Source organism: Leucobacter sp. UCD-THU (assembly GCF_000349545.1).
Classification (GTDB): domain Bacteria; phylum Actinomycetota; class Actinomycetes; order Actinomycetales; family Microbacteriaceae; genus Leucobacter; species Leucobacter muris.
The window spans coordinates 329940-352641 of sequence record NZ_KB714601.1 but is presented as its reverse complement, the minus strand read 5'-3'; the positions used below and the strand labels follow the sequence as shown (position 1 = coordinate 352641).

Annotated in this window: 25 protein-coding genes; 13 read left to right on the top strand and 12 right to left on the bottom strand. The window is 73.5% G+C overall.

Features of this window, described 5'->3' with window-relative positions; translation table 11 throughout:
- From H490_RS32335 to panB, 8 genes are all read left to right on the top strand, one after another.
- The coding region (locus tag H490_RS32335; protein ID WP_193743396.1) for a hypothetical protein at window positions 1–323 on the top strand (323 nt) is incomplete at its 5' end.
- A 9-nt stretch (window positions 324–332) separates the two neighbouring features.
- The gene (locus tag H490_RS22610) at window positions 333–779 is read left to right on the top strand and encodes a MaoC family dehydratase N-terminal domain-containing protein (RefSeq protein WP_017883733.1); all 447 of its coding nucleotides are present in this window, start codon (window positions 333–335) and stop codon (window positions 777–779) included.
- On the top strand, window positions 776–1204 hold the full coding sequence (locus H490_RS22605) for a MaoC/PaaZ C-terminal domain-containing protein (protein ID WP_017883732.1): 429 nt from the start codon (window positions 776–778) through the stop codon (window positions 1202–1204). The genes H490_RS22610 and H490_RS22605 overlap by 4 nt, the downstream gene beginning before the upstream one ends.
- Entirely contained in the window at window positions 1201–2025 is an 825-nt protein-coding gene (locus H490_RS32895; protein ID WP_306408429.1) for an FAD-binding protein, read from the top strand. Before H490_RS22605 ends, H490_RS32895 begins: the two co-directional genes overlap by 4 nt.
- Entirely contained in the window at window positions 2009–2449 is a 441-nt protein-coding gene (locus tag H490_RS32890) for a hypothetical protein (protein WP_306408428.1), read from the top strand. The genes H490_RS32895 and H490_RS32890 overlap by 17 nt, the downstream gene beginning before the upstream one ends.
- Before the next feature lie 5 nt (window positions 2450–2454).
- Window positions 2455–3342, top strand: a complete 888-nt coding sequence (locus H490_RS22595; RefSeq protein WP_017883731.1) for a Rossmann-like and DUF2520 domain-containing protein — start codon at window positions 2455–2457, stop codon at window positions 3340–3342.
- Window positions 3339–4202 carry a pantoate--beta-alanine ligase gene (gene panC, locus H490_RS22590; protein WP_017883730.1) on the top strand — a complete coding sequence of 288 codons (864 nt, stop codon included), beginning with the start codon at window positions 3339–3341 and terminating at the stop codon, window positions 4200–4202. Before H490_RS22595 ends, panC begins: the two co-directional genes overlap by 4 nt.
- Before the next feature lie 11 nt (window positions 4203–4213).
- Complete coding sequence (gene panB / locus H490_RS22585; RefSeq protein WP_017883729.1) at window positions 4214–5062, top strand: 3-methyl-2-oxobutanoate hydroxymethyltransferase; 849 nt, start codon at window positions 4214–4216, stop codon at window positions 5060–5062.
- Window positions 5063–5106: 44 nt separating this feature from the next.
- Here panB and H490_RS22580 read toward each other — a convergent pair whose 3' ends face one another.
- The 3 genes from H490_RS22580 to H490_RS31670 all read right to left on the bottom strand — a co-directional run bounded on the left by H490_RS22580 (window position 5107) and on the right by H490_RS31670 (window position 8046).
- Entirely contained in the window at window positions 5107–6516 is a 1410-nt protein-coding gene (locus tag H490_RS22580) for an O-acetylhomoserine aminocarboxypropyltransferase/cysteine synthase family protein (RefSeq protein WP_017883728.1), read from the bottom strand.
- Window positions 6513–7814: a MalY/PatB family protein gene (locus tag H490_RS22575; RefSeq protein ID WP_017883727.1), complete on the bottom strand. Its 1302-nt coding sequence runs from the start codon at window positions 7812–7814 to the stop codon at window positions 6513–6515. The genes H490_RS22580 and H490_RS22575 overlap by 4 nt, the downstream gene beginning before the upstream one ends.
- Before the next feature lie 67 nt (window positions 7815–7881).
- Window positions 7882–8046, bottom strand: coding sequence for an SDR family oxidoreductase (locus H490_RS31670; RefSeq protein ID WP_017883726.1), 165 nt, complete (start codon window positions 8044–8046; stop codon window positions 7882–7884).
- On the opposite strand from H490_RS31670, the gene H490_RS32330 reads away from it, so the two are divergent.
- Both H490_RS32330 and H490_RS22570 read left to right on the top strand, forming a co-directional pair.
- Window positions 8045–8209 carry a hypothetical protein gene (locus tag H490_RS32330; protein ID WP_017883725.1) on the top strand — a complete coding sequence of 55 codons (165 nt, stop codon included), beginning with the start codon at window positions 8045–8047 and terminating at the stop codon, window positions 8207–8209. The two genes, H490_RS31670 and H490_RS32330, sit on opposite strands and share 2 nt — an antisense overlap.
- 37 nt (window positions 8210–8246) lie before the next feature.
- Window positions 8247–8996: a cyclase family protein gene (locus H490_RS22570; protein ID WP_017883724.1), complete on the top strand. Its 750-nt coding sequence runs from the start codon at window positions 8247–8249 to the stop codon at window positions 8994–8996.
- A gap of 87 nt (window positions 8997–9083) precedes the next feature.
- On the opposite strand, the gene H490_RS22565 is transcribed toward H490_RS22570, so the two are convergent.
- Together H490_RS22565 and H490_RS22560 are read right to left on the bottom strand one after the other, a co-directional pair.
- Complete coding sequence (locus H490_RS22565; RefSeq protein WP_017883723.1) at window positions 9084–10313, bottom strand: heparan-alpha-glucosaminide N-acetyltransferase domain-containing protein; 1230 nt, start codon at window positions 10311–10313, stop codon at window positions 9084–9086.
- Between the two features lie 10 nt (window positions 10314–10323).
- Window positions 10324–10803 (bottom strand): ATP-dependent zinc protease, encoded by a 480-nt coding sequence (locus tag H490_RS22560; RefSeq protein WP_081611621.1) that lies wholly within the window; start codon window positions 10801–10803, stop codon window positions 10324–10326.
- A 25-nt stretch (window positions 10804–10828) separates the two neighbouring features.
- Between H490_RS22560 and H490_RS22555 the strand changes: the two genes are divergently transcribed.
- Entirely contained in the window at window positions 10829–12022 is a 1194-nt protein-coding gene (locus H490_RS22555; protein ID WP_017883721.1) for a RimK family alpha-L-glutamate ligase, read from the top strand.
- A 120-nt stretch (window positions 12023–12142) separates the two neighbouring features.
- Here the strand turns inward: H490_RS22555 and H490_RS22550 are convergent, their stop codons facing one another.
- The 3 genes from H490_RS22550 to H490_RS0115815 form a co-directional block, all read right to left on the bottom strand.
- Window positions 12143–12871 carry a YceI family protein gene (locus H490_RS22550; RefSeq protein WP_017883720.1) on the bottom strand — a complete coding sequence of 243 codons (729 nt, stop codon included), beginning with the start codon at window positions 12869–12871 and terminating at the stop codon, window positions 12143–12145.
- 123 nt (window positions 12872–12994) lie between these two features.
- Window positions 12995–13972, bottom strand: coding sequence for a diacylglycerol/lipid kinase family protein (locus H490_RS22545; protein ID WP_017883719.1), 978 nt, complete (start codon window positions 13970–13972; stop codon window positions 12995–12997).
- 187 nt (window positions 13973–14159) lie between these two features.
- Window positions 14160–14750, bottom strand: a complete 591-nt coding sequence (locus H490_RS0115815) for a hypothetical protein (RefSeq protein ID WP_051066169.1) — start codon at window positions 14748–14750, stop codon at window positions 14160–14162.
- A gap of 190 nt (window positions 14751–14940) precedes the next feature.
- Here H490_RS0115815 and H490_RS22540 point away from each other — a divergent pair, with 190 nt between their 5' ends.
- Both H490_RS22540 and H490_RS22535 read left to right on the top strand, forming a co-directional pair.
- The gene (locus tag H490_RS22540) at window positions 14941–16716 is read left to right on the top strand and encodes a deoxyguanosinetriphosphate triphosphohydrolase family protein (RefSeq protein WP_017883717.1); all 1776 of its coding nucleotides are present in this window, start codon (window positions 14941–14943) and stop codon (window positions 16714–16716) included.
- A gap of 176 nt (window positions 16717–16892) precedes the next feature.
- Window positions 16893–17525, top strand: coding sequence for a class II aldolase/adducin family protein (locus H490_RS22535; RefSeq protein ID WP_031289914.1), 633 nt, complete (start codon window positions 16893–16895; stop codon window positions 17523–17525).
- A gap of 83 nt (window positions 17526–17608) precedes the next feature.
- Here the strand turns inward: H490_RS22535 and H490_RS22530 are convergent, their stop codons facing one another.
- From H490_RS22530 to H490_RS22515, 4 genes are all read right to left on the bottom strand, one after another.
- The gene (locus tag H490_RS22530; RefSeq protein ID WP_017883715.1) at window positions 17609–18916 is read right to left on the bottom strand and encodes a hypothetical protein; all 1308 of its coding nucleotides are present in this window, start codon (window positions 18914–18916) and stop codon (window positions 17609–17611) included.
- A 187-nt stretch (window positions 18917–19103) separates the two neighbouring features.
- A complete protein-coding gene (locus H490_RS22525; RefSeq protein WP_017883714.1) occupies window positions 19104–19838 on the bottom strand; it encodes a PspA/IM30 family protein in 735 nt (244 codons plus the stop codon).
- Window positions 19839–19929: 91 nt separating this feature from the next.
- A complete protein-coding gene (locus H490_RS22520) occupies window positions 19930–21930 on the bottom strand; it encodes a TPM domain-containing protein (RefSeq protein ID WP_193743395.1) in 2001 nt (666 codons plus the stop codon).
- Between the two features lie 69 nt (window positions 21931–21999).
- Window positions 22000–22698 carry an NUDIX hydrolase gene (locus H490_RS22515; RefSeq protein WP_017883712.1) on the bottom strand — a complete coding sequence of 233 codons (699 nt, stop codon included), beginning with the start codon at window positions 22696–22698 and terminating at the stop codon, window positions 22000–22002.
- Between the last annotated feature and the right edge of the window lie 4 nt (window positions 22699–22702).

The following is a 22702-nucleotide window of genomic DNA, read 5'->3' as shown; positions in this document are numbered from 1 at the left end:
AGGGAGGAGGAGAGAAAGCCGGGAAAGGGGAGAGGGATGAGGAGGGCGAGAGGGAAGAGGGGAGAGGGATGAGGAGTGCGAGAGGGCGAGAGGGGAGAGGGGAGAGAGGAGAGGGAGGCGAGAGGGAGGCGAGAGGGGAGAGGGGAGAGGGGAGAGGGAGGCGAGAGAGGAGAAGGAGAGAAGGCGGGGAGAAGGGAGAGATGAGGAGGGAGAGAGGCCGGGGCGGGGAGTCGAGGAGGGCGGAGGCGGGACGGAGTGAGGAGGGAGCGCGGGCCGGGGAGAGAAGGGAGGCAGAGGAGGGGGCGGGAGGAGCGGCGCTGTAGACTGGCGCCGTGGTGAATCCAGAGATCCAAGGCCGGGTGTACCCGCCGACCGCCCCGTATCTGGTGGGTCGCGAGAAGGTGCGCGAGTTCGCGCGCGCCGTGCAGAGCGACTCCCCGCTGCACCTCGACCCCGAGGCCGCCCGCGCCGCCGGGTACGCCGACGTCGTGGCGCCCCCCACCTTCGCCGTGGTGGTGCAGGAGTCGACGCTGGCCCAGCTGCTCGCCGACGAAGAAGCGGGCGTCGATTTCTCGCGCGTCGTGCACGGGGATCAGCGCTTCAGCTACACCCGCCCGATCGTCGCGGGCGACGAGCTGACCGCGACCCTCACGATCGCCGCGGTCAAGCAGCTCGGCGGCAACTCGATGGTCACGGCGTCGAGCAGCATCTCCGACGCCTCCGGAGCGCACGTGGTCACAGCGATCTCGACGCTCGTGGTGAGAGGGGAAGACGCATGAGCGCGGCACCGGTCTTCGAGCAACTGAGCGTGGGCGACGTGGTCGCCGAGCGCGAGTCGCGCCTCACCCGCGACAGCCTCGTGCGCTACGCGGGCGCATCGGGCGACTTCAACCCCATCCACTACCGCGACGACGTGGCGCAGTCGGTCGGGCTGCCCGGCGTGCTCGCCCACGGCATGCTCACCATGGGGGCGGCCGGCTCGGTCGTCACCGACTGGCTGGGCGCCGCGGCCTGGGTGGCTGACTTCCAGTCGCGCTTCACGCGCCCCGTTCCCGTCGACGCGAGCGAGGGCGCCGCGATCGCGGTCACCGCGACCGTCGCCGCCATCGACGCCGAGGCGCGCACCGCCCGCATCGACCTCAAGGTCGTCTTCGACGGATCGACGGTGCTGGGCAAGGCCCAGCTGCTGGCGGCGTTCGCGTGACTCGGCCCTCGGCCGCGGATGCGGCGGAATCCGACCCGGGCGCCTCTGAGACGATCGGCGACGACACGCCTCTCTCGCAGCTGACCACGATGCGCGTCGGCGGCCCCGCCGAGCGCATCCTGGTCGCCCGCAGCGGCGACGAGCTCGTGCGCTGCGCGACCGAGCTCTGGCATGGCGACGAGCCCTGGCTGCTGCTCGGTGGCGGATCGAACACGGTGATGAACGACGAGGGATTCCCGGGCGCGGTGCTGCTCGTGCGCAGCACGGGCATGGAGGTCGTGGACGACCCCGAGCAGCCCGAGGGTCGCGTTCGGCTGCGCGTGCAGGCCGGGCACGACTGGGACGCGCTCGTCGCGGCGTGCGTCGAGCGCGGCTGGTCGGGCGTCGAGGCGCTGTCGGGCATCCCCGGCCTCGCGGGAGCGGCTCCCGTGCAGAACATCGGCGCGTACGGCCAGGAGCTCTCCGACGTGCTGCACTCGATCGAGTTCCTCGACCGCGAGAGCGGAGAGGTGCAGCGCCTCGCCGCGGAGCAGCTGCAGCTGGGCTACCGCGACTCCGCGATCAAGCGCGGTCTCGAGGGCGTCGTGCTCTCCATCGACCTGCTGCTCTCGGCGGGTGCGGCCGTCGAGCCTTTTCGAAATCCTTTTTGCTTGGCTTCNCGTCGAGCGACAAAATGCATTCGAAAAGCTCTCCGAGCCCGTGCGCTACGCCCAGCTCGCCGCGGCCCTCGGCGTCGAGACGGGCGACCGCGTGCCGGTGCGGCAGCTCAGGGACGCGGTGCTGCGGCTGCGGGCCTCGAAGGGTATGGTGCTCGATCCTGACGATCACGACACCTGGAGCGCCGGATCGTTCTTCACCAACCCCATCGTCACCGAGCGCTTCGCGCGTACGCTCCCCGAGAACGCCCCCCGCTTCCCGGTCGGCGACGACGAGCCCGCCCCCGCCGTCACCACGCTCGAGGAGCTGGCCGCGGGGGTGCCGATGCGCTTCCCGCAGCCCGCCCCCGAGCGCCGCATCAAGCTCTCCGCAGCCTGGCTGATCGAGAACTCGGGGGTGCCGCGCGGGTTCCGCCTGCCGGGATCCGGCGCGGCGATCTCGTCGAAGCACACGCTCGCCATCACCAACCGCGGCGGGGCCACCGCCGCGCAGGTGGCCGAGCTCGCGCGCTTCGTGGTGCAGCGGGTGCAGCAGGAGTTCGGCGTGATCCTCGCCCCCGAGCCCAACCTCTACGGGCTGGAGCTGTAGCGGGCATGCGCGTGCAGGTCGTCGGACGCGGCCGCGTGGGCTCAGCGCTCGCGCACGCGCTGGGAGAGGCCGGCATCGACGTGCTGCCCCTCGGGGGCAGGGGCGCCGACGGCACCGATGCCGACGGCCGCCCGGTCGACGCCGTGCTGCTGGCCGTACCCGACGCCGCGATCGCCGAGGCCGCGGGGCTCATCGCCCCCGGCCCGGTGGTGGGGCACTGCTCCGGGGCGACGGGGCTCGACGCGTTGCGGCCCCACCCGGCCTTCTCGCTGCATCCGCTGCTCACCGTGCTGGGGGCGGGTACCTCCTTCTCCGGGGCGCACGCCGCGGTCGACGGCTCCGATGAGCGGGCGCTCGCCGTCGCGCAGCGGCTCGCCGTCGCGCTCGGGCTCGAGGCTATCCGGGTGCGGGACGAGGATCGCGCCGCGTACCACGCGGCGGCGGCGATCGCCTCGAACTTCCTCGTCGCACTCGAGGGCTTCGCCGAGCAGCTCGCGGCCGGTGCGGGGGTGCCGCGAGACGCCCTGCGGCCGCTCGCGGAGGCGGCGCTGCGCAACTGGGGCGAGCGCGGCGCCGAGGCCGCGCTCACCGGGCCGATCGCGCGCGGAGACGAGGCGACCGTGCAGCTGCAGCGCGCGGCGGTCGCAGAGCGGATGCCGGATCGGCTGCGCCTGTTCGACGCGCTCGCTGCGGAGACGCGCCGACTCGCGGGCCGGCCCGCCGATCCGGATCCCGCTGCCACCGGGGCGTCGTCACCAGGCTCGCCCGATCCCGCGCCCTCCCGTTCGTCGGGTCGCTCCCGTGTCTCGGACGAGGGTCGAGGATCGGATCCGAGGCACGGGGGAGCCCCGACGAACGGCACGCCGCCCGCAGACAAGGAGACACCCGCATGAGGATCGTTCGCACCGTGCGCGAGCTGCGCGAGGCCGTCGCCGCGGCGAGGGCCGCCGGCTCGACCGCGGCCCTCGTGCCGACGATGGGCGCCCTGCACGAGGGGCACCTCTCGCTCGTGCGGGCCGCGCGCTCCGAGCACGGCTTCGTGATGCTCTCGATCTTCGTGAACCCCAAGCAGTTCACCGACGCCGCCGACCTCGCCGCCTACCCGCGGGAGGAGGGGCGCGACGCCGCCCTCGCCGAGGGCGCGGGAGTCGACCTCGTCTTCGCGCCCGACGCGGCCGAGCTCTACCCCGGCGGCTTCGCGACGACCGTGCACGTCTCGGGCGCCATCACCGAGACGCTCGAGGGCGCCGGCCGCGGATCCGCGCACTTCGACGGCGTCGCGACCGTCGTCTCGAAGCTGCTCATCGCCGCGGCGCCGGACGCCGCCTACTTCGGGCAGAAGGACGCGCAGCAGCTCGTCGTCGTGCGCCGCATGGTCGCCGACCTCGGCCTCCCCGTGCGCATCGTCGCCTGCCCCACCTCGCGCGACGAAGACGGTCTCGCGCGCTCCAGCCGCAACGTGCGCCTCGGCGCCGAGCAGCGAATCCGGGCCCTCGCGATCCCGCGCGCGCTCGACGCGATCGCGGAGGCCGCGCGAGCCGGCGAGACCGACGCCGCCGCCCTGCTCGCCCGCGGCGAGGCCGCGCTCGCGCAGAGCGGTGTCGACGCGGAGTACCTCGCCCTCGTGCAGCCCGATACCCTGGAGGCGGTGCAGCGGGTGACGGAGCCGACGCTCTGCGCCATCGCCGCGCGCGTCGGCGACGTGCGGCTCATCGACAACGTGCTGCTGGGCGACGGGCCCGGGCGGCGGTAGGGAGTGCTGAGATGCCCAAGGTGACCATCCCGAGCCTGCTCGAGCGGGGCCGCACCGGCGAGGCGATCGTCATGGTGACGGCCTACGACTTCCCCGGTGCGCGAGCCGCCGAGCGCGCCGGCGTCGACATGGTGCTCGTCGGAGACTCCGGCGCGCAGGTGGTGCTCGGCTACCCGTCGACCGCCGAGGTGACCGTCGACGAGATGCTCACCCTCGCGAAGGCCGTGCGCCGGGGCACCGAGAGCGCCTTCCTCGTGTGCGACGTGCCTTTCGGATCGACCGAGCAGAGCGACGCCCAGGCCGTCGCCACCGCGGTGCGCTTCGTCAAGGAGGCCGGCGCCGACGCCGTCAAGCTCGAGGGCGGCGGCGCTGCGCAGCTGAGCCGCATCGGAGCCATCGTCGCCGCGGGCATCCCGGTGGTGGGGCACGTGGGCCTCACCCCGCAGACCGCGACCGCGCTCGGTGGTCTGCGCGCCCAGGGCCGCACCGAGGCGAGCGCCGCACGCGTGGTCGAGGAGGCGATCGGCGTGCAGCGGGCGGGTGCCTTCTGCGTGGTCGCCGAGGCCGTGCCCACCGAGGTGACCGCGGTGCTGCGCGAGGCGCTCGAGATCCCGGTCATCGGCATCGGCGCGGGGCCCGCGGAGGGGCAGGTGCTCGTGCTGCACGACCTGCTCGGGGTGACCGAGGGGCGCACCGCCAAGTTCGTGAAGCGCTACGGGTCGATCGGGGACGACACGGTCGCCGCCATCTCGGCTTACGCCGACGACGTGCGCTCGGGCGGGTTCCCCGGGCCCGAGCACCAGTACACGGCGAGTCCCGAGGCCGTCGCCGCGGCGCGGGCCGCCGCCCGCGACGCGTAGCGCCCGCGACGCGTCGGGTCCGCGGGCCGGTCGACTGGGCCCGGTTACAGCGCGGCGACGCGGTCGAGCGCGCCCCGCAGGTCTCGGATCAGGTCGTCGGCCGACTCGAGCCCGACCGACAGCCGCAGGAGGCCGGGGGCGATCCCGAGCCGCTCGTTGATCTCGGGTGAGAACGTGCCGTGGGTCGAGGTGAGCGGGTGGATGATCATCGAGCGCGTGTCGCCGATACCGGTCATGCGCGAGAAGACGCGCACCCCGTTGACGAGTGCTCGCGCCCCGTCGACGCCGCCGCGCACGGTCACGCCGAACACCGAGCCGGTGCGGCCGCGGCCCGCGTCGTCGGCGCCGTAGTCGCGCACCGCGAGCTCGTGCAGGGGGCTCGAGGGCAGTCCGGCGTAGTCGACCGAGAGCACCTCGGGCTGCTGCTCCAGCCAGGCGGCGACCCGCAGCGATGAGGTGACGTGGCGCTCCATGCGCAGCGACAGCGTCTCCATGCCCTGGTGCAGCAGGAATCCGTGCAAGGGCGACAGCGTCGGGCCGATGTCGTTGACGACCGACTCGCGTACGGCGCGCGCGTAGGCGCCCCTGCCGAAGCGATCCAGCATCGAGGGCACTCCCGGCCGCGACGACTGCGTGATGAGCGGGTAGCTGCGACCCGCGCGCTCGGCGGCGTCCCAGTCGAAGTTGCCGCCGTCGATGACGGCTCCGCCCACCGCGGCGCCGTGCCCGGTGAGGAACTTCGTCGTCGAGTGCACCACGATGTTCGCGCCGTGTTCGAACGGCCGGATCAGCGCGGGTGTGCCGACGGTGTTGTCGACCACGACCGGCAGGTTGTGGCGGGCTGCGACCTCGGCGATGCGGCGCAGGTCGGTGATGTCGTTGCGGGGGTTCGGGATCGTCTCGGTGTAGATCGCCTTCGTGTTCGGACGGATCGCGCGCTCCCACTCGGCGTCGTCGTCGGCGTCCCACACGTAGTCGAACTCGATGCCGAAGCGCTTGAAGCTGCGGCCGAACAGGATGCGGGTGCCGCCGTAGATCGATCCGGTCGAGACGATGTGGTCGCCCTGCTGCGCGAGTGCGAAGAGCGCCGCCGAGATGGCGGCCTGCCCGCTCGCCACGGCCACCGACACGGTGCCGCCCTCGAGCGAGGCGAGCCGCTCCTCGGCCACCCAGTTGGTGGGGTTGCCCTGCCGCGAGTAGATCGGAGCGTGCTCGCTGGGGGAGAAGCCGCCGGGCTCTCCGTGGCCGGGATGTTCGTCGGATCGCCAGTGGATGCTGCCGTTGAAGCGGTTCACCTGGTCGTCGAAGTCGTCGAAGAGGTATCCGGCGGAGAGCGCGATCGGCGGCACGCGCAGCCCGCTGTTCTTGTCGGGGTACTCGCCGGCGTGCACCTGTCGGGTGTCGAAGCCGAAGCCCTCCCAGTCGTAGATCGGCTGCGCAACGTTCTCGGTCATCGGGGCTCCTTCGAGGAGTGGGGCAGGATCGCCGAGATGCGCGCGACGGCCTCTCGGATCGTGTCGGGGGCGCAGGCGAGGTTGAGGCGCACGTGCCCCGCCCCGCCGGCGCCGAAGTGGCGGCCGTCGTTCAGCGCCACCCGCGCCTCCTCGAGGATGCGCGAGCAGGGGTCGCCGCCGAGGCCGGCCTCTCGGAAGTCGAGCCAGGCCAGGTAGCCGGCCCGGGGCCGGGTGAGCCGCACCCCCGGCAGGTGCTCGGCCGCCAGTTCGCCGAGCAGCCGCTCGTTCCGCTCGACCTGCGCGACGGCGCGGTCGAGCCAGTCGCGGGCCTCGGAGAACGCCGCGACCCCGGCGTGGAGGCCGAGGATGCTGGCGCGGGTGACGGTCTCGGGAGGCAGCCCGCGCAGCACCGCGTTCGCGCGCTCGTCGGCGGCGACGATCACCGAGCACTTGGCGCCGGCCAGGTTCCAGCCCTTGCTGGCGGAGGTGGCGATCGCGGCAAGGGCACCGGCCTCGGCGGCGAGCGGGGCGAACGGTGTGAATGGCTCGCCGGCGAAGGCGAGCGGGGCGTGGATCTCGTCGGAGAGCACGAACACGTCGTGCTCGGCCGCGAGGCGCGCCAGCGCGGCGAGGTCTTCCGCTCGGTGCGCGAGACCGTGGGGGTTGTGCGGGTTGCAGAGCAGGAAGGCGTCGATGCCGGGATCGTCGGCGAAGGCGCGCTCGATCGCGGCGAGGTCGAGGCGGGGCGCGGTCCCGTTCGCGGTCGGGCTGCCGTGCTCGGGGCGGGGCCCGCGCTCGGGGGCCGGCTCGGGTTCGCGCGACGGCACGAGCGGGATCTCGACGATCTCGAACGGCACCTCCTCGAGCATCTCGAAGAAGCCGGGGTAGACGGGGGTGGGCAGCGCGATGCGGCCGCCGTTCGGTCTGAAGACTCGCAGCGACTCGACGATGCCGGTGGCGACGTCGGTGGCCAGGTGCACGTGATCGTGCGGCACCTCCCAGCCCCAGCGGTCGCGAGCGAAGCCGGCGAAGGCGGGGGCGAGGGGGCCGGGGCCGTCGAGGTAGCCGATGTCGGAGGCCTCGATGCGGGCGGTGAGCGCGTCGCGGATCTCGGGGGCGACGGCGAAGTCCATCTCGGCGACGAAGAGCGGCAGCACGTCGGCGGGGAAGCGGGTCCACTTGATGCTGGTGCGCCGCTCGCGCAGCAGGGCCGGGTCGAGCTCGGCGAAGGGCACCCCGCTGGGGTCGGCCTGCGCGGCTCGGGCGTCGGCGCTGCGGAGACAGTCGGCTGCGGTCATGCCCCCATGCTGCCCCGCGGTGCGGTGGCGGCGCGAGCCGGCGAGTAAAGCGGCGTCACACTCGCCGTCACTGCATGTGGCCGCCTCCGTTGACGTCGGTCGTGGTGCCGGTGATGAAGCCGGACTCCGCGTCGGTGAGGAATGCGACGGCGCGCGCGACGTCGGCGGCGGTGCCGAGGCGGCCCACGGGGATCGAGGCGCGGTAGTCGTCGTTGAACCGCGTCGAGGTCATGGCGACCATTGGCCTGGCATTCGACGAGAACGGCCAGAACGAGCGGGCGTTCTACTTCGTGAGCCAGTGGCAGAACGGCGAGATCGTGCCCGTCTACCCGGCCGATCTCGCACTCTCCGAGCCGGCGAACGTGCCCCTCCCCGCCTGGGGCGAAGCGCGCTGATCCGCGCTAGGGTGCGACTGGACTGAAAGGCGGCGGCATGTCGAAGCAGGTAACCGATCTCACGCACACGATCCGGGAGGGCATGGCGGGGCACCCCACCCACGGCAGAACCCCGGTGAAGCTCGTGGGATCGCTCAACCACTGGGCCTACGCGCACGCTGAGCGCTTCAACCCCTACGACGGCCGCCGCCTCTCATTCCAGAACGAGCAGTGGGTGATGAACGGCAACACCGGCACCCACATGGACTCGGTCTTCCACGGCGACCCCGACACCGAGTACTCGGCGGAGCGCATGCCGATCGAGTGCGGGTACGGCACCGCCGTGTGGCTCGACTGCACGGCGGTGTTCGGGCCGCGCGGCGAGATCACGCCCGAGGTGCTCGAGCGCGCCGAGCAGGCCTCGGGCGAGCGCATCCGGCCGGGTGACATCGTGCTGATCCACACGGGCTGGTCGCGTTACTACGAGAGCGATCCCCGGAAGTACCTCGATGAGCACATGGGCCTCACGAAGGAGGCCGGCGAGTGGCTGCGCGGGCGCGGCGCCCGCACCGTGGGCATCGACTGTGCGACGGTCGAGACCACGGCCGGCGCGCTCTCCGCCCCCGTGCACATGAACTACCTGCGGCCGGGGTCGCTCGGGCTCGCCCCCGACGACTTCATCGCCATCATCGAGAACCTCACGGGCATCGACCGGATCCCCGCGCACCGCTTCGAGTTCGTGGGGATGCCCCTGCCGCTCGAGGGGTCGAGCGCGAGCCCCATCCGGGCGATCGCGATCACGCAGTAGCGGGGCCGCTCGGCCCGACTCCCGCGCAGAGCGGACGTTCTTCGCCGTGCAAGGCCGCACCGATCCGAGCCGCCGGGGACGACCAGGCTAGGCCCGCACCGCGACGCGCACCGCGCCCGAGAGCACCGCCTCGAGCGGGCCGCGACGGCCGGTCGCCGACAGGATCGCGCCGATCCCGAGCACACCGGCCAGCTGCAGCAGGAAGGCCCCGAGCCCCGAGGACCACCACGGCAGCCCGTCGAGCAGCAGGCCGGGATCCTCCATCACCGGCCCCAGCAGCCAGCCGGTCGCGATCACGTGCAGCGCGTAGATCGTGAGCGGCGCCGCACCCGCGGCGCGCACGGCGTCGAGCAGGCGCCCCGGCGCGCGCCGGGCGACGGCCGTGCCGGCCCGGCCTCCGCTGTCGCACAGCAGCACGAGCAGGCCGATCACGGCGAACGCGATGCCGAGGGTGCGCAGCAGATCGACGGGCGAACCCGAGTGGGGCGTCGCGAGCAGTTGCGCCCACAGCTCGGGCGCGAGCGGCGCTCCGGAGGCGGACTCGACGAGCAGCTCGGGATCGGCCGCGGCGGCGCCCCCGGTCAGCCCGAACGAGGCCGGCTCCGAGATCACCAGGTTCGAGACCAGCTGGGCCACGACCGCGAGCAGCGCACCGCCCCCGGCGAGCACCGCCGAGACCCGGCCCAGCCGCACCCGCTGAGCGCCCGCCACGAGCAGCCGGCCGACGAGCACCCCCACCAGCAGGTAGACCGACCAGGTGATCGCCGGGTAGACGCCCGTGAGCAGCAGCGCGCGCACCGCCTCGACCCAGTCGTCGCCGAACGTCTCGAAGGTGACGGACCGGCCCTCGAAGCCGTCGACGTCGAGGGCCGCCCGGGCGGCCGAGTTCCACGTCCCGCCCGCGATCCCGAGCACCGTCGCGACCGCGCCGATCAGCCAGCCGCGCGCCGCGATCAACGGCGCGACCAGCATCATCGCCGCCCCGTAGTAGGCGAGCACCACCACGACGGGGTTCTCGATCATGCCGAGCAGCAGGCCGATGAGCACGAGCAGCGCGCCGCGCAGCGCTACGGCGGCGACCGCCGCCCCCATGCGGTGCTCGCGCAGCAGCCGGCGCGTCGCGAAGACCGAACTCAGCCCGCCGAGCACGGCGAAGAGCGGCGCGGCGATCCCCTCCGTGAGGGTGTCCGTGAACTCCGCCGCGTCAAGTGCGAACTGTGAGGCGGCGGGATCCCAGACGGCGAAGCCGACGAGGTGCGCCGCCATCATGCCGACGATGGCGAGGAAGCGCGCGAGGTCGACGCCGACGTAGCGCACCGGTCGACCCCTAGGCGCGGCCGCGATTGCGGCGCCGGACGCCCCGCGGCGGCTTGCCGCCCAGGAACGACGCGGCCGAGTCGACGACGAACCCCCGGCGCAGCGCCTCGCGGCCGATGAGCATGCGGAACACCATCTCGTCGCGATCCGTCAGCGTCACCTCGGCCTCGATGACCCGGCCCGCGAGGCCGACGTCCATCAGCACCACCGGTCGCAGCTGCGAGTGCCCCGACGAGCTGCGCACCGTGCGGCGGTCGTGCACCGGCAGCTCGACCGCGACCGCGTCCTCCTCGGTGAGCTGCCACGGCTGCACCAGGAATCGCACCCACGACTCGCCGTCGCGCTCGAACTCCTCGATCTCCGTCGCGTGCAGCGCCGAGGTCTGCGCGCCGGTGTCCACCTTCGCCTTGACCCACGGAACGCCGATACCCGGCAGCGACACCCATTCACGCCAGCCCGTGAGGGTGCTTGAATGGTCGGGTACGGTCACGCATCTATCTTGGCAGGAAATCACGGTGAAACTCGCGATTCTTTCGCGCGCCCCGCAGGCGTACTCGACGCAGCGGCTGCAGGCAGCAGCCGAGCAGCGCGGACACACGGCCAGGGTGCTCAACACGCTGCGCTTCGCCATCGACCTCGCCGGCGACGAGCCCGATCTGCTGTACCGCGGCAAACAGCTGAGCGACTACGACGCGATCCTGCCCCGCATCGGCAGCTCCATCACCTACTTCGGCACCGCGGTCGTGCGCCAGTTCGAGCAGATGGACGTCTACACCCCGAACACCGCGGGCGGCATCTCGAACGCGCGCGACAAGCTGCGCGCCATCCAGATCCTCTCCCGCCACAACATCGACATGCCCGCGACCGCGTTCGTGCGCAACCGCGCCGACGTGCGGGCGGCGATCGAGAGCGTGGGCGGCGCGCCCGTCGTGATCAAGCTGCTCGAGGGCACCCAGGGCATCGGCGTGATCCTCGCGCCGCAGGTGAAGGTGGCCGAGGCCATCATCGAGACGCTCCACTCCACTCGTCAGAACGTGCTCATCCAGCGCTTCGTCGCCGAGAGCCGCGGGCGGGACGTGCGCGCGCTCGTGGTCGGGGATCGTGTCGTCGCCGCCATGCGCCGCCGCGCCAGCGGGGACGAGTTCCGCTCGAACGTGCACCGCGGCGGCACCGTCGAGCCCGTGCAGCTCGACCCCGCCTACGAGCAGGTCGCCGTGCGCGCCGCCCAGATCATGGGGCTGCGCGTGGCGGGCGTCGACATGCTCGAGGGCGATGAGGGCCCGCTCGTGATGGAGGTCAACTCCTCGCCGGGGCTGCAGGGCATCGAGCAGGCCACCGGCCTCGACGTCGCCGGCGCGATCATCGACTACATCGGGGGGCAGGTCGACTTCCCCGAGATCGACGTGCGGCAGCGCCTGAGCGTCTCCACCGGGTACGGCGTGGCCGAGCTCACCATGCACGGCTCCGAGCACGTCGGCAAGACGCTCGGAGATCTCGGGCTGTGGGATCGCGACATCACCGTGCTCACGCTGCACCGCGGGGTGCAGGTGATCCCGAACCCTCGCAAGCACGTGGTGCTCGAGGCCGAGGACCGTCTGCTGTGCTTCGGCAGGCTCGAGGAGATGCGCTCGATGATCCCCGAGCGCCGCCGGCGGCGCGCCCGCGTGCGCAAGCTGCCGAAGTCGGCGCAGGATCTCGCGGACGGATAGGGCTCACGCGGGGTCGCTCCATCGAGTCGACCTATTCGTATCGAGCCGGCCTGTTCTTCGCGCAAATCATAGGCCGACTCGATACGAATAGGCCGAGTCGGCGAACTCGGGGGAGCGCGATCACCCCTGCTCGGCGGTGAGCTGGAACTCGACGAAGCCCTCGGGCTCCACCTGCACGAAGCCGAGGCTCGGCGCCTCGACGCCGAAGTCGGCGAAGACGATGGGGATGCTGCCCGCGATCTCGGCCACGGCGCCCGCGCCGTCGACTCCCGCGGAGCCCCGCACCTGCACCTCGGCGGTGACGAGCTGCGTGACCCCGGCGATCGTGAGCTCGCCGGTCGCGGTGGCCTGCGCCACGTCGCCCTCCTCGGGGGCCGCGTCGAGGGTGACGGGCTCGGTGAGGGTGAACGTGGCCGTCGGGTGCTCGGAGGCGCGCAGCGCGCTGTCGCGGAAGTACGCGTCGCGCTGCGGGCTGTCGGTGCTGATCGAGGCGACGTCGACCGTGAGCTCGGCGGCCTCGAGGGTGAGGCCGTCCTCGCCGACCGTGAACGTCCCCGAGACGTCGCTCGTGCGCCCGGTCACCGTGACGTCGGTGCCGTTCAGCACCTCGTCGACGCGGTACCCCGCCTCCGAACCGTCTGCGACGCTCCACTCCCCGACCAGGGCGGCGGGGTCGAGCGGTCCGCCGGTCGGCTCCAGCATGCTCGAGTCGCCGCTGAGGCTCGGCGCATCGGCGGCGGGAGGGGCGATGAAGTCGCGGTAGATGATGGGCCCCGCGACGGCCGCGGCCACGGCGAGCGCGAGCACGCCGGCTCCGGCGCCGATGAGGATCTTCTGGGACTTCTGCACGGGCTGCTCCTCTGCGCTGCGGACGATCTGCGATGGGCGGGATGCATCCCACCCTCGCAGCCGCCCCGATGAGGAAGCTCGGAACCGCTGGAGAGCCGGCTGGGAGTCGCGGATGGCCCGGGCTCAGCGCACCCGCAGCGCGGACGGCAGGATCCGCACCTCGAACGCGGTCACCTCGCCCACATCGTCGCCGTCGACCTCGAATGCGAGCGGCTGCGGCAGTTCGGCGCGCACCGTGCGGGCGCGCAGGTGCGCGGTGGATCCCGAGCTCTCGGCCGTGCCCCCGCCCCTGATGAGCCGCTTGAGGCCGTTGTCCCACACCATGTTCTTCATCGTGTCGAGCCACGCGCCGGCGTCGTCGGCGCGCAGCACGAGCAGGTCGAGTTCGCCGTCGTCGGGGAGCGCGTCGGGCAGCAGCGTGATCCCGCCCTGGATGCTGCCGCAGTTCGCGACCAGCACCGTGTGGGCGTTCTCGACGGCGGGCTCGTCGTCGTCGAGCCGCAGCGAGAGCTCCACGACCTCGGTGCCCGTCGCGGCGCGCCCCAGCGACTCGACGTAGGCCAGCCAGCCGGTCTTCGCCTTGAGCTCGTCGTCGGTCTCCACGATCATCTGCGCGTCGATGCCGAAGCCCACCATCACCACGAAGCCGTGGCGCTCGGAAACGACCTCGCGCCCGCCGCCCTCGGCGCGCGCGATGCGCACCTCGCCCAGATCCAGCGGAGATCCGGTGCCGGTCAGCGCCCGCGCGAACGCCGCCCGGGGATTGCCGAGCGGCACCCCCAGGTTGCGGGCGAGCAGGTTGCCGGTGCCGAGGGGCACGACGCCCAGGTCGGCCGCCGGCGATCCGGACTCCCCGAGCCGCTCGGCCACCGCGCGCACCGTGCCGTCGCCGCCGGCCGCGATCACGACCGTGCATCCTGCTTCGAGCGCGGTCGACGCGGCTCCCTGGCCCGGATCCTGCTCGGTCGTCTCGAACCACAGGCACTCGGGGCGCTCGTGCGGCGCCGCGAAGGCGCTCGCGAGGGCGCGGTCGAGCGCCGCGCGCAGCTTCTCGCCCTCGACCTTCGAGGGGTTCCAGACGATCCCGACCTTCTCGCTCATGGGTGTTCTCCTCGGGGTTCGGGGTTCGGGGTTCGGGGTTTGGGGTTCGGGTGCGGTGTTCGGGTGTGCGCTGCTCGGTGGGGCTGCGGCGCCGGATGCTCGGTCCTCGTGACCCCGGCACCGGGATCCGCAGCCGCGGTCGGGATCGCGACCTCGAGCCTGCGGCTCGGCGCCGACCGTTCGGCGCCTACAGCTCGGCGAGCAGCGACTTCCAGTGCGCCCGCCACTCCTCGATGCGCTCGCCGTCGGCGAGGCCGTCGTGCGACACGGCCAGTGAGGTCTTCTCGCCCTTCGGCGTCGCGGCCACCTCGACGCGGCCCGCCCCGTCGAGATCGAAGCGCAGGAAGCTGCGCTTGTCGGTGCGGGATCGCCGCGGCTCGCCAGCGGCGTGCCCCAGGTGCTCGGCGCGGTCGCCGTGCGCGGCGTCCCAGGCCTCGATCGCGGCGTCCCGGTCGAGGGGGAGCGTGCGGCTGGCCCCCACCCGGAAGCCGCCCGACGACGACTGCCCGGGCACGCGCAGTCCGGCGTGCTGCTCGTAGGCGATGGCGGCGCCCTGCGCCCACCAGTCGGGGTTCTGCAGCTCGGCGGGCATCGCGGCCCGGGCGACGTCGGCGATCCCGGCGTGCCCGAGGCCGCTCGCGCCCGCCGCCTCGAAGATGCGCAACCACTCGTGCCAGGGGCGGCCGGTCGCCCGTTCGAGGGCGGGCACATTGCCCGCCCGGGTGCGGTTGCCGGGCCGGTCTTCGGCTGCGGAGTCGGTGCGCGCTGCGGCGGTCATGGCATCAGGGTACCGCTGCTCGGCGCGACCGGGGGAGATCTCGGTCGAGAGCGGGCGCCCGTTCCGCGCAGCGACCGGCATCCCGTCGTGCGTCGGCGTCCCGTCGTACGATCGGCGTGCGCTCGTGCGCTCGTGCGACGGGCGCCCCTCGATGGCGGCGCGGCGCACGGCGGATGCTTGAATGGGGTGCATGACTGAGGAGAGCAACCGCGAGGCGCGCCGGCACGTCGAGCACGTCTCGTCGCAGCACCGCTCGGCGGGCATCGACGACGGCTCCCGCGAGCACGCGGGGGGCCCGGCCGGGGCGGGTGCCTGGGCGCCGGGGACGGGCCCCGCCGCCGGAACGCTCGAGGCCGTCGCAGCGGCGGGATCCGCGGCCCCCGCGAGGCCCGACAGCGAGAGCGACGTGCACGGGGTGCAGGGCGGCGATGCCGTCGCCGCCACCGACGCCGCGAGCCCCGAGCTGGCGGGCGCCCAGGAGTACCGCATCGATCTCGAGCGCATCCGCTTCTCCTCCTACTTCGCCCGCCTCTCCGACGTGACCCAGGTCGTGCCGCGATCCGGCGTGGGACCCGTCATGCACAACCGGCTCACGCACTCGCTCAAGGTGAGCGCGGTCGCGCGGGTCATCGCGGCGCAGCTCGCCGGGCACGAGGCCCGGCACCGCGCACACCTGAGCGGGGTGCGCGGCGAAGACGACGCGACGGGTGCGATCGTGGCTCGGCTCGGCGGCTGCGACACGGTGGTCGCGCAGGCCGCGGCGCACGCGCACGACCTCGGACACCCGCCCTTCGGGCACCTGGGGGAGCGGGTGCTGGATCGTGTGGCGCGCGAGCGGCTCGGCCTGCTCGAGGGCTTCGAGGGCAATGCGCAGAGCTTCCGCATCCTCGCCCAGCTCGACACGCTCGGGCGCGACTTCCCGGGACTCAACCTCACCGCCGCCACCCGTGCGGCCACCCTCAAGTACCCGTGGACGCGGGCGTCGTGGATCGGTGTCACCGCAGCGCAGCGCCCCGTCACCGAGCGACCGCGCGGGGTGGGGGCCGATGCGGTGCACGGCGCCGAGAAGTTCTCGGCCTACGCGCTCGACGCGGTCGAGATGGAGGGCGCGCTCGCCGCGTTCCCGCGGGTCTCCGAGGGGATGCAGACCGTGGAGTGCGCCGTCATGGACCTCGCCGACGACATCGCCTACGCTGTGCACGACCTCGACGACTTCACCCGCGCGGGGGTGCTGCAGCAGGCCGCGGTCGCGGGGGAGTTCCGGGCCTGGCTCGCCGACGTGGGCCGCTTCGCGCGCATGGCGCCGCAGGAGCTCGCCGGGTCGGGGGCGCTGCGCGTGCCCGGCCACGCGCTCGAGCAGCTGTGGCGGCGTCTCGCCCTGAAGGACGCATGGATCGCGGACCGCGAGGCGTTCACCGCCGCGGTGCACCGCGTGAGCGCCGAGGTGGGCGACGCGCTGCTCGGGGTGCCCTACGACGGCGGCATCGACAGCGAGCGCGCGGTCTCCGACTTCACCCGGCGCTGGATCGAGCACCTGCGCACCTCGATCGTGGTCGAGGAGCGGCCGCATGTGCGCAGCGGCTACGTGCGGCTCGATCAGCAGGCGTGGCACGAGGTGATGGTGCTCAAGTTCGTGCACGCGCACTTCGTGCTCGAACGGCCCGAGCTGGGTCAGCCGCAGCGCGGGCAGGCCCGCGTGGTCGAGGATCTCGTGCTGGGCTTCGACGCGTGGCTCTCCGACCGGGTCGACGCGGGGCGGGCGCCGCGGCGTCTGCTGGAGTGGGCGGACGAGGCGGTCGCCGCGTACTTCGAGTTGCGCGGCGACCGGCCCGAGCTGCTGTCGGGCGACACGAGCGATCCGGGGCTGCGGCGTCAGGGGCGCACGCGGGCGATTCTCGACTACGTGGCGTCGTTGACCGATCAGCAGGCGATCTCGACGCATCGCGAGCTGACGGGCGCGGCCTGAGCAGAACGCGCCAGCGTTATGCCGGGGCGCGGCGCCGCACACGGCGCGGCCCACGGAGCGCAGCGCGGGGTGGCGGCCTGAGCAGAACGCGCCAGCGTTATGCCGGGGCGCGGCGCCGCACACGGCGCGGGCGCTTGCGGCCGGAGCGGGTGCGCGGGAGGGGTACGGTTGGTGGCATGAGTGCGAAACGTGATCGGGACCGGCTGGTGCAGGAGCTGATCGAGGTGGGGCGCGATGCCTCGCGGCGCGGCCTCGTGCTGGCGAGCGCCGGGAACCTCTCGGCCCGCGTCGCCGACGACCGCTTCGTGGTGTCGGCGAGCGGCGCGTGGTTCGACCGTCTCACCCCGGACGACTTCGTCGAGCTCGGCCTCGACGACCTCGAGACGGGCGCCGCCGTGAACGGCGTGACGCCCTCGAGCGAGTGGAAGCTGCACCATCGCGCCTACCGCGCTCGCCCCGACGTCGAGTGCGTGCTGCACCTGCATCCGCGCACGGCGATCGTGCTCGCGAGCCTGGGCCGTGAGATCCGGCGCCTCACCCTCGACCACGCCTACTACCTCGGCTCCATCGGGGTCACCCCGTTCTTCCACAACGGCACCGACGAGCTCGCCGACACGGCCGCCGAGCAGCTGCGCCATCACGACTGCGTCGTGATGCGCCATCACGGCTGCTCGGTCGTGGCGGGCACGGTCGAGATGGCCTATCGCCGCGCCCTCAATCTCGAGGACGCGGCCCAGGCCACGGCGCTCGCGCTGCAGCTGGGAGACACCGGCACGGTGTTCCCGGACGACGGCGCCCGCCACGCCTGAACGAGCCGGGCGCGGGGCGCGAGCGCTCGCGGCCGACGGCGCATCGCGGTGGGGCGCGGCCGGGCATCTGCCCGGGGGCGGGCTCAATCGAAGATGTCGTCGAGCAGGCCGCCCAGGATGACCCCGCCGATGACGGGTCCGAGGATCCCGGCGGCTCCGCCGCCCCCGCCCTGGTTCCTGCCGCGGTTGCCCCAGCCCCAGTCGTCGTTGTCGGGGCGGGAGGAGTCGATGTCGCGCTGCGCGAGCTGCACGGCCTCGTTCGCGAGGTGGGCGGTGCGGCGGGCGAGCTGCTGCACGTGCTCGCGGGTCTCCTCGGAGTCGGGCACGCCGCCGATCTCGGCGCGCAGCCGCTGGGCTTCCGCGAGCCGAGTGCGGGCGTCGGCGCCGATCCAGCCGCGGTGCCCGTTGATCAGGCCGGCGGCGACGCCGATCGAGCGGTCGGCGGTGTCGACGTCGTGCTGCACGTGCTGGCGCGACGGGATCGGTCGGGCGGCGCGCTCACGGGCGGCGTCGAGCGCGGCGTTCGCCTCTGAGACCAGGGCCAGGTCGGCGAAGGGGTCGCGGCGCGTTCCCGCGGCCACGCTCGCGAGTGCCGCCTCGAGACGGTTGACGGCGTCGTCGACGGCCCCGGTGCGCGACCCGCGGCGGGCCTCCGCGAGGTCGCCGCGCGAGTCGGCGATGACGTCGGAGAGCGTGGTCTGCGCGCGCAGCGCCTCGATCTCGAATCCGTCGACCTCGTCGATGATCGACTCGGCGCGGCGCACGGTCTCGGTGGCCGCCTCGAGCGCCAGGTTGGCGTCCTCGGGCTTGCCCGCGGCGCGCCGCCGCTCCGAGACGCCGGCCGAGTGCTGCGCGAAGTCGAGCAGCTGCTCGACCTCGCCGGTGGTCATGCGCAGCCGCTGCAGCGCTGCGGTGCTGTAGCGCTCGGCGAGCCGTTCGACGGTCGCGGCGGTCTCGGGCAGCCGCTCGCGCAGCCGAGCGACGTCGGCGCGCACCCGCTGCAGGATCTCGGGCGCCCGCCGCACGCGGGCGATGCGCTCCTGCAGCGCCGAGGTGCGCTCGTCGAGCACCCCCTCGGCCCAGTCGCACAGCTGCACGATACGGGCGTTGCGGGTGCGCAGCTCCTCGGGGGTGTCGGGCACCTCGTCGTGGTTGAGCTGGTGCAGCTGGAAGGCCTCGGTCAGGTGCGTGCGCACGGCTTCGAGGCCGGCGCGCAGGTCGGCGGTGGCCGCGTCGCCCAGTTCGGCGGCGGCGAAGGCGAGCTCGTCGCCGGTGGCGCGGATGCGCTCGTCGGCCGCGACGAGCGCGGTGCGCGCGCGGCGCGAGAGCTCGGTGTCCGCCGTGTCCTGCTGGCCCTGCTCTTCGCGCGTCCTGCGCCCCCAGAAAGCCACGTTCTCTCCGATCCTCGAACGGGGTCGCCCCCGATGCTTCTCTGCTCCACACCGCAACGTCGGGATCGAGCCGCGATCCCGACCGGGCCCCGGGCACCGGTCGGGCAGCCCCCCGGTCCCGTCGCACCGCCCTCCGGAACGGCGGCGGGAGGGAGGCGCCGCGCGCCCGCCCTCCCGCCCCGGCCGGCTACTGCTCGATCGCCTGCGCGGTGCGTCCGCTCTTGAGCGCGGCGAGGCGCGCCTCCACCTCGGTGACGGCCTCGAAGTTCTCGAGCTCGTTGAACTGGGCGTCGAGGGTCGAGGCGGCGATCTCCTGCTTGCCGCGGGCGAGGGCCTCCTGGCGGCGGATCTTCTCCTCGAAGCGGCCGAGGTCGCTGGTGGGGTCGAGCACGTCGATCGACTTGACGGCGTCGGCGACGCGGTTCTGGGCCTCGGCGGTCTTGGCGCGGGCGACCAGCTCGGCGCGCTTCGAGTGGAGCTGCTTGAGCTTCTCCTTCATGCCGTTGAGGCCGTCCTTGAGCTTCGCCGTGACCTCCTGCTGGGCGGCGATGGTGGGCTCGGCGGTCTTCGCCTCGTTCTCGGCCGAGATCTGGCGCTGCAGCGCCACCTTGGCGAGGTTGTCGAACTTGTCGGCGTCGACGGTGTTGCCCGCGGTGCGCAGCTCGTCGGCCTTGCCGCTCGCCGCGATCGCCTTGCGGCCCCACTCCTCGGCGGTCTTGACGTCCTCGCGGTAGTCCTGCTCGAGCAGCCGCAGGTTGCCGATGGTCTCGGCGATCGCCGACTCGGCGTCGGCGATGTTGTTGGTGTAGTCGCGGATGAGCTGGTCGATCATCTTCTGCGGATCCTCGGCGGAGTCGAGGATCGAGTTGATGTTCGCGCGCACGAGGGTGGTGATGCGCCCGAAGATGGATTGTTTGGTCATGCTGGGTTCCTTTCGCCGGGGGGCCTTGGGGTGAGTCTAGGGATCGGTGCTCGGAGTTCGCAGAGATCGGATCGGGTGGGCGAGACCGGTGTCAGAAGCGGCCGCCTCCGCTGCTGCGGCGCGAACCGCCGCCGCTGCGGGAACTGCTGCGCCGGGATCCGCCGGAGCTGCTGCGCCTCGATCCGCTGCTGCGGGATCCGCTGCGGGAGCCGCCGCCCCAGGCGCCGCCGCCCCAGGAGCCGCCCGAGCCGCCGTAGCCGCCCCGGCCGCTGCCCAGGATGCCGCCGAGCACTGCGGCGAGATCGGAGCCGAGGTCGCCCGACGAGACGGTTCCCCGACCGCCGAGGCCGTCGTAGCCGTCGTAGCCGCTCACGTCGAGCTGCGCCGAGGTGAGCGCCTCGGCCGCGAGCCGGATCGCGCGCTGGGCCTCGTTCAGCGCTGCGCGCGCGTCGGCGCCCTGCACCGACCGGGCCTGCGCGAGCGCTGCGCGTGCCTCGGAGACGCGCGTGCGCGCGACGGCCCCGACGGCTCCGCGGCGCGAGGCGATGTAGTGCTCGGCCTGGCGCACGTCGTCGTCGGCCTGCGTGAGCCGGGCTCCGAGCAACTGCCGCGCGCGCTGCTCGTCGCGAGCCGCCTGCAGCACGCCGTCGATGTGCGCGTTCGCCGCCTCGAGCGTCTGCAGGGCGCGGCTCGGACGGCGCGCCGCGCCGTCGAGGTCGGCCCGCGCGCTCGCGAGCTGCTGCTCGGTGGCGAGGGCGGCGGCGGTGATGCCGCCGCTCGTGTCGGTCATGCCGCGGGCCGCTGCCACGTCGCCCTCGAGGTCGGCGATCAGCTCGGCGCAGCGCTGTTCGACCGCGGCGATGGCCTCGCCGTGCGAGGCGACCGCCTGCCGCAGCTGATCGGCCTGCGCCGCTGCCGTCTCGGCCTCGCGGATGGCGACCGCCGCCTCGCCCGAGCGACCCGCGCCGATCGCTCGCTCGGCCGCCGCGGTGCGCTCTCGCGCGAAGGCGAGCAGACCCGAGGCCTGCTCGTCGTGCCCGGCGACCGCGAGCATCTCGTCGGCGGCGTAGGTCGAGCCCAGCCGCACCAGCTCGGCTGCGATGGATCCGTCGTCGGCGGTCGCGAGTCGTTCCCTCGCCGCCTCGAGGGCGGCGGGGGCGTCGCGCTCGATGTCGCGCAGCTCGGCGAAGGCCCCGGCCTGCGCGTCGAGTGCGGCGTCGGCCGCCCCGCACAGTTCGATGATGCGGCCCAGCCACTCGCGCCGCTGGGCGTCGGTGTCGGATACTTCGTCGTCGAGCTGCTGCCGCAGCGAGAACGCCTCCATGAGCTGCGCCCTGGCGCCGTCGAGGGCCGTCGCGAACTCCGCGACGGCCGCGTCGCCGAACTGCGCCCGCGCGAACTCGAGCTCCTGCTCGCTCGTCTTCACCGCGTCGTCGGCGGCCACGAGCGCGAGGCCCGAGGTCTGTTCGAGGTGCGCGAGCTGCTGCTGCGCCTCCTGTCTGGCGCGCTTGCCGCGGCGCATCTTCACGACGCCGAATGAGGCGCCCGCGATCCCTGCCATGCCCACGACCGAGCCGACCACGATCGCCGCCGTCCGGCCGCCGGCGCCGTGCTCCGACTCCAGCCGGTCGGCCGCGGCCTCGACCGCGCCGAGCCAGTCGCTGTTGCGCAGCTCGGGCAGGATCTCCTCCTCGATCCGGCCGACCTGCGCGTCGCTGAGCGGCCCGCCGTCGAGAGCCGAGATGAAGTACTGGCGGCCCTCGGTCGACACCGCGAGCAGGTACTGCGACTCGCCGAGCCCGTTCAGGTCGGCGGTCTGGTTCGCCCACGCGATGCGGTCTGCGGGGTCGGTGAACTCGTCGACGAAGACCACGTAGAGGTCGCTGCCGGTCTGATCGAAGGCTTCGGCGAGGCGGGCGTTCGCGCGCTGCTCGTCCGAAGCGTCGAGCACGTCGGCGGTGTCGGTCACATACGTGTCGCCGAGGGGCACCGGGGAGGTCGCCCACGCCGCGGCTCCCGAGAGCAGCCCCCATGTCGCACCGAGGGCCGCCCCGACGAGCCATCTTCGAGCTCGGATCCGCGCGCTGTCCACACTCGGAGTGTATTGCGGCTCGCCTGCGAGGTCCATGGGTCGGGGCAGGCGGGAGGCGGGTGGGCGGGTTCAGGGATCGACGGCGAACACCTGTCGGGCATCCCACGGCACGGCCCAGCCCAGCTCCTCGAAGAGCGCGGCGAGCAGGATCCCCGTGAAGCCCCACACGACGTGGCCGCCGAGGCGGTCGTGCAGCCGGAACGCGGGGCCCCGGTAGGTGGAGGCGCCCCGCCGCAGCATCGAGGTGCCGCGCGCCGCTGGGTCCAGCAGCTCCGCGACGGGCGCGCGGAACACGTCGACCGATTCGGTGCGATCGGCCGCGACGTCGCTCGGCAGCCGCCACCATCCGACCACCGGCGTCACGAGGTTGTTGCTCACGGGGATGTGCACCTGCTGCAGCGAGCCCAGCACCTCGACTCCTTCGGGCACGAGACCCGTCTCCTCGACGGCCTCGCGCAGGGCGGTGCGGGCGGGATCGCCGCCGTCGACCGGCTCCGCGCCGCCGCCGGGAAAAGCGATCTCGCCGGCGTGGTGACGCATGCCGGTGGCGCGTCTGATGAGCAGCACGTCGAGCTCGGCGGGCATGCCGCTCGCCTCCGCGCGGGTGTGCGACGCGGGGGTGCGGTCGAGGGCGCCGAACAGGATCAGCACCGCCGAGCGGCGCAGCGGGCGGTCGGAGAGCGCGCCCTGGGGGTCGAAGGGGAACGAGAAGCCGCGGAGCATCAGCTCGCGCAGCTCGCGCTCCGCGTCGGCGACCGTCCTGCCCATGCCT

Excerpts from the sequence above, each read along its gene's own strand:
- H490_RS22605 (WP_017883732.1), top strand. The coding sequence starts at position 776 with ATGAGCGCGGCACCGGTCTTCGAGCAACTGAGCGTGGGCGACGTGGTC.
- H490_RS32890 (WP_306408428.1), top strand. The coding sequence starts at position 2,009 with ATGGTGCTCGATCCTGACGATCACGACACCTGGAGCGCCGGATCGTTC.
- H490_RS22595 (WP_017883731.1), top strand. The coding sequence starts at position 2,455 with ATGCGCGTGCAGGTCGTCGGACGCGGCCGCGTGGGCTCAGCGCTCGCG.
- panC (WP_017883730.1), top strand. The coding sequence starts at position 3,339 with ATGAGGATCGTTCGCACCGTGCGCGAGCTGCGCGAGGCCGTCGCCGCG.
- panB (WP_017883729.1), top strand. The coding sequence starts at position 4,214 with ATGCCCAAGGTGACCATCCCGAGCCTGCTCGAGCGGGGCCGCACCGGC.
- H490_RS22580 (WP_017883728.1), bottom strand. The coding sequence starts at position 6,516 with ATGACCGAGAACGTTGCGCAGCCGATCTACGACTGGGAGGGCTTCGGC.
- H490_RS22575 (WP_017883727.1), bottom strand. The coding sequence starts at position 7,814 with ATGACCGCAGCCGACTGTCTCCGCAGCGCCGACGCCCGAGCCGCGCAG.
- H490_RS32330 (WP_017883725.1), top strand. The coding sequence starts at position 8,045 with ATGGCGACCATTGGCCTGGCATTCGACGAGAACGGCCAGAACGAGCGG.
- H490_RS31670 (WP_017883726.1), bottom strand. The coding sequence starts at position 8,046 with ATGACCTCGACGCGGTTCAACGACGACTACCGCGCCTCGATCCCCGTG.
- H490_RS22570 (WP_017883724.1), top strand. The coding sequence starts at position 8,247 with ATGTCGAAGCAGGTAACCGATCTCACGCACACGATCCGGGAGGGCATG.
- H490_RS22545 (WP_017883719.1), bottom strand. The coding sequence starts at position 13,972 with ATGAGCGAGAAGGTCGGGATCGTCTGGAACCCCTCGAAGGTCGAGGGC.
- H490_RS0115815 (WP_051066169.1), bottom strand. The coding sequence starts at position 14,750 with ATGACCGCCGCAGCGCGCACCGACTCCGCAGCCGAAGACCGGCCCGGC.
- H490_RS22540 (WP_017883717.1), top strand. The coding sequence starts at position 14,941 with ATGACTGAGGAGAGCAACCGCGAGGCGCGCCGGCACGTCGAGCACGTC.
- H490_RS22535 (WP_031289914.1), top strand. The coding sequence starts at position 16,893 with ATGAGTGCGAAACGTGATCGGGACCGGCTGGTGCAGGAGCTGATCGAG.
- H490_RS22525 (WP_017883714.1), bottom strand. The coding sequence starts at position 19,838 with ATGACCAAACAATCCATCTTCGGGCGCATCACCACCCTCGTGCGCGCG.
- H490_RS22515 (WP_017883712.1), bottom strand. The coding sequence starts at position 22,698 with ATGGGCAGGACGGTCGCCGACGCGGAGCGCGAGCTGCGCGAGCTGATG.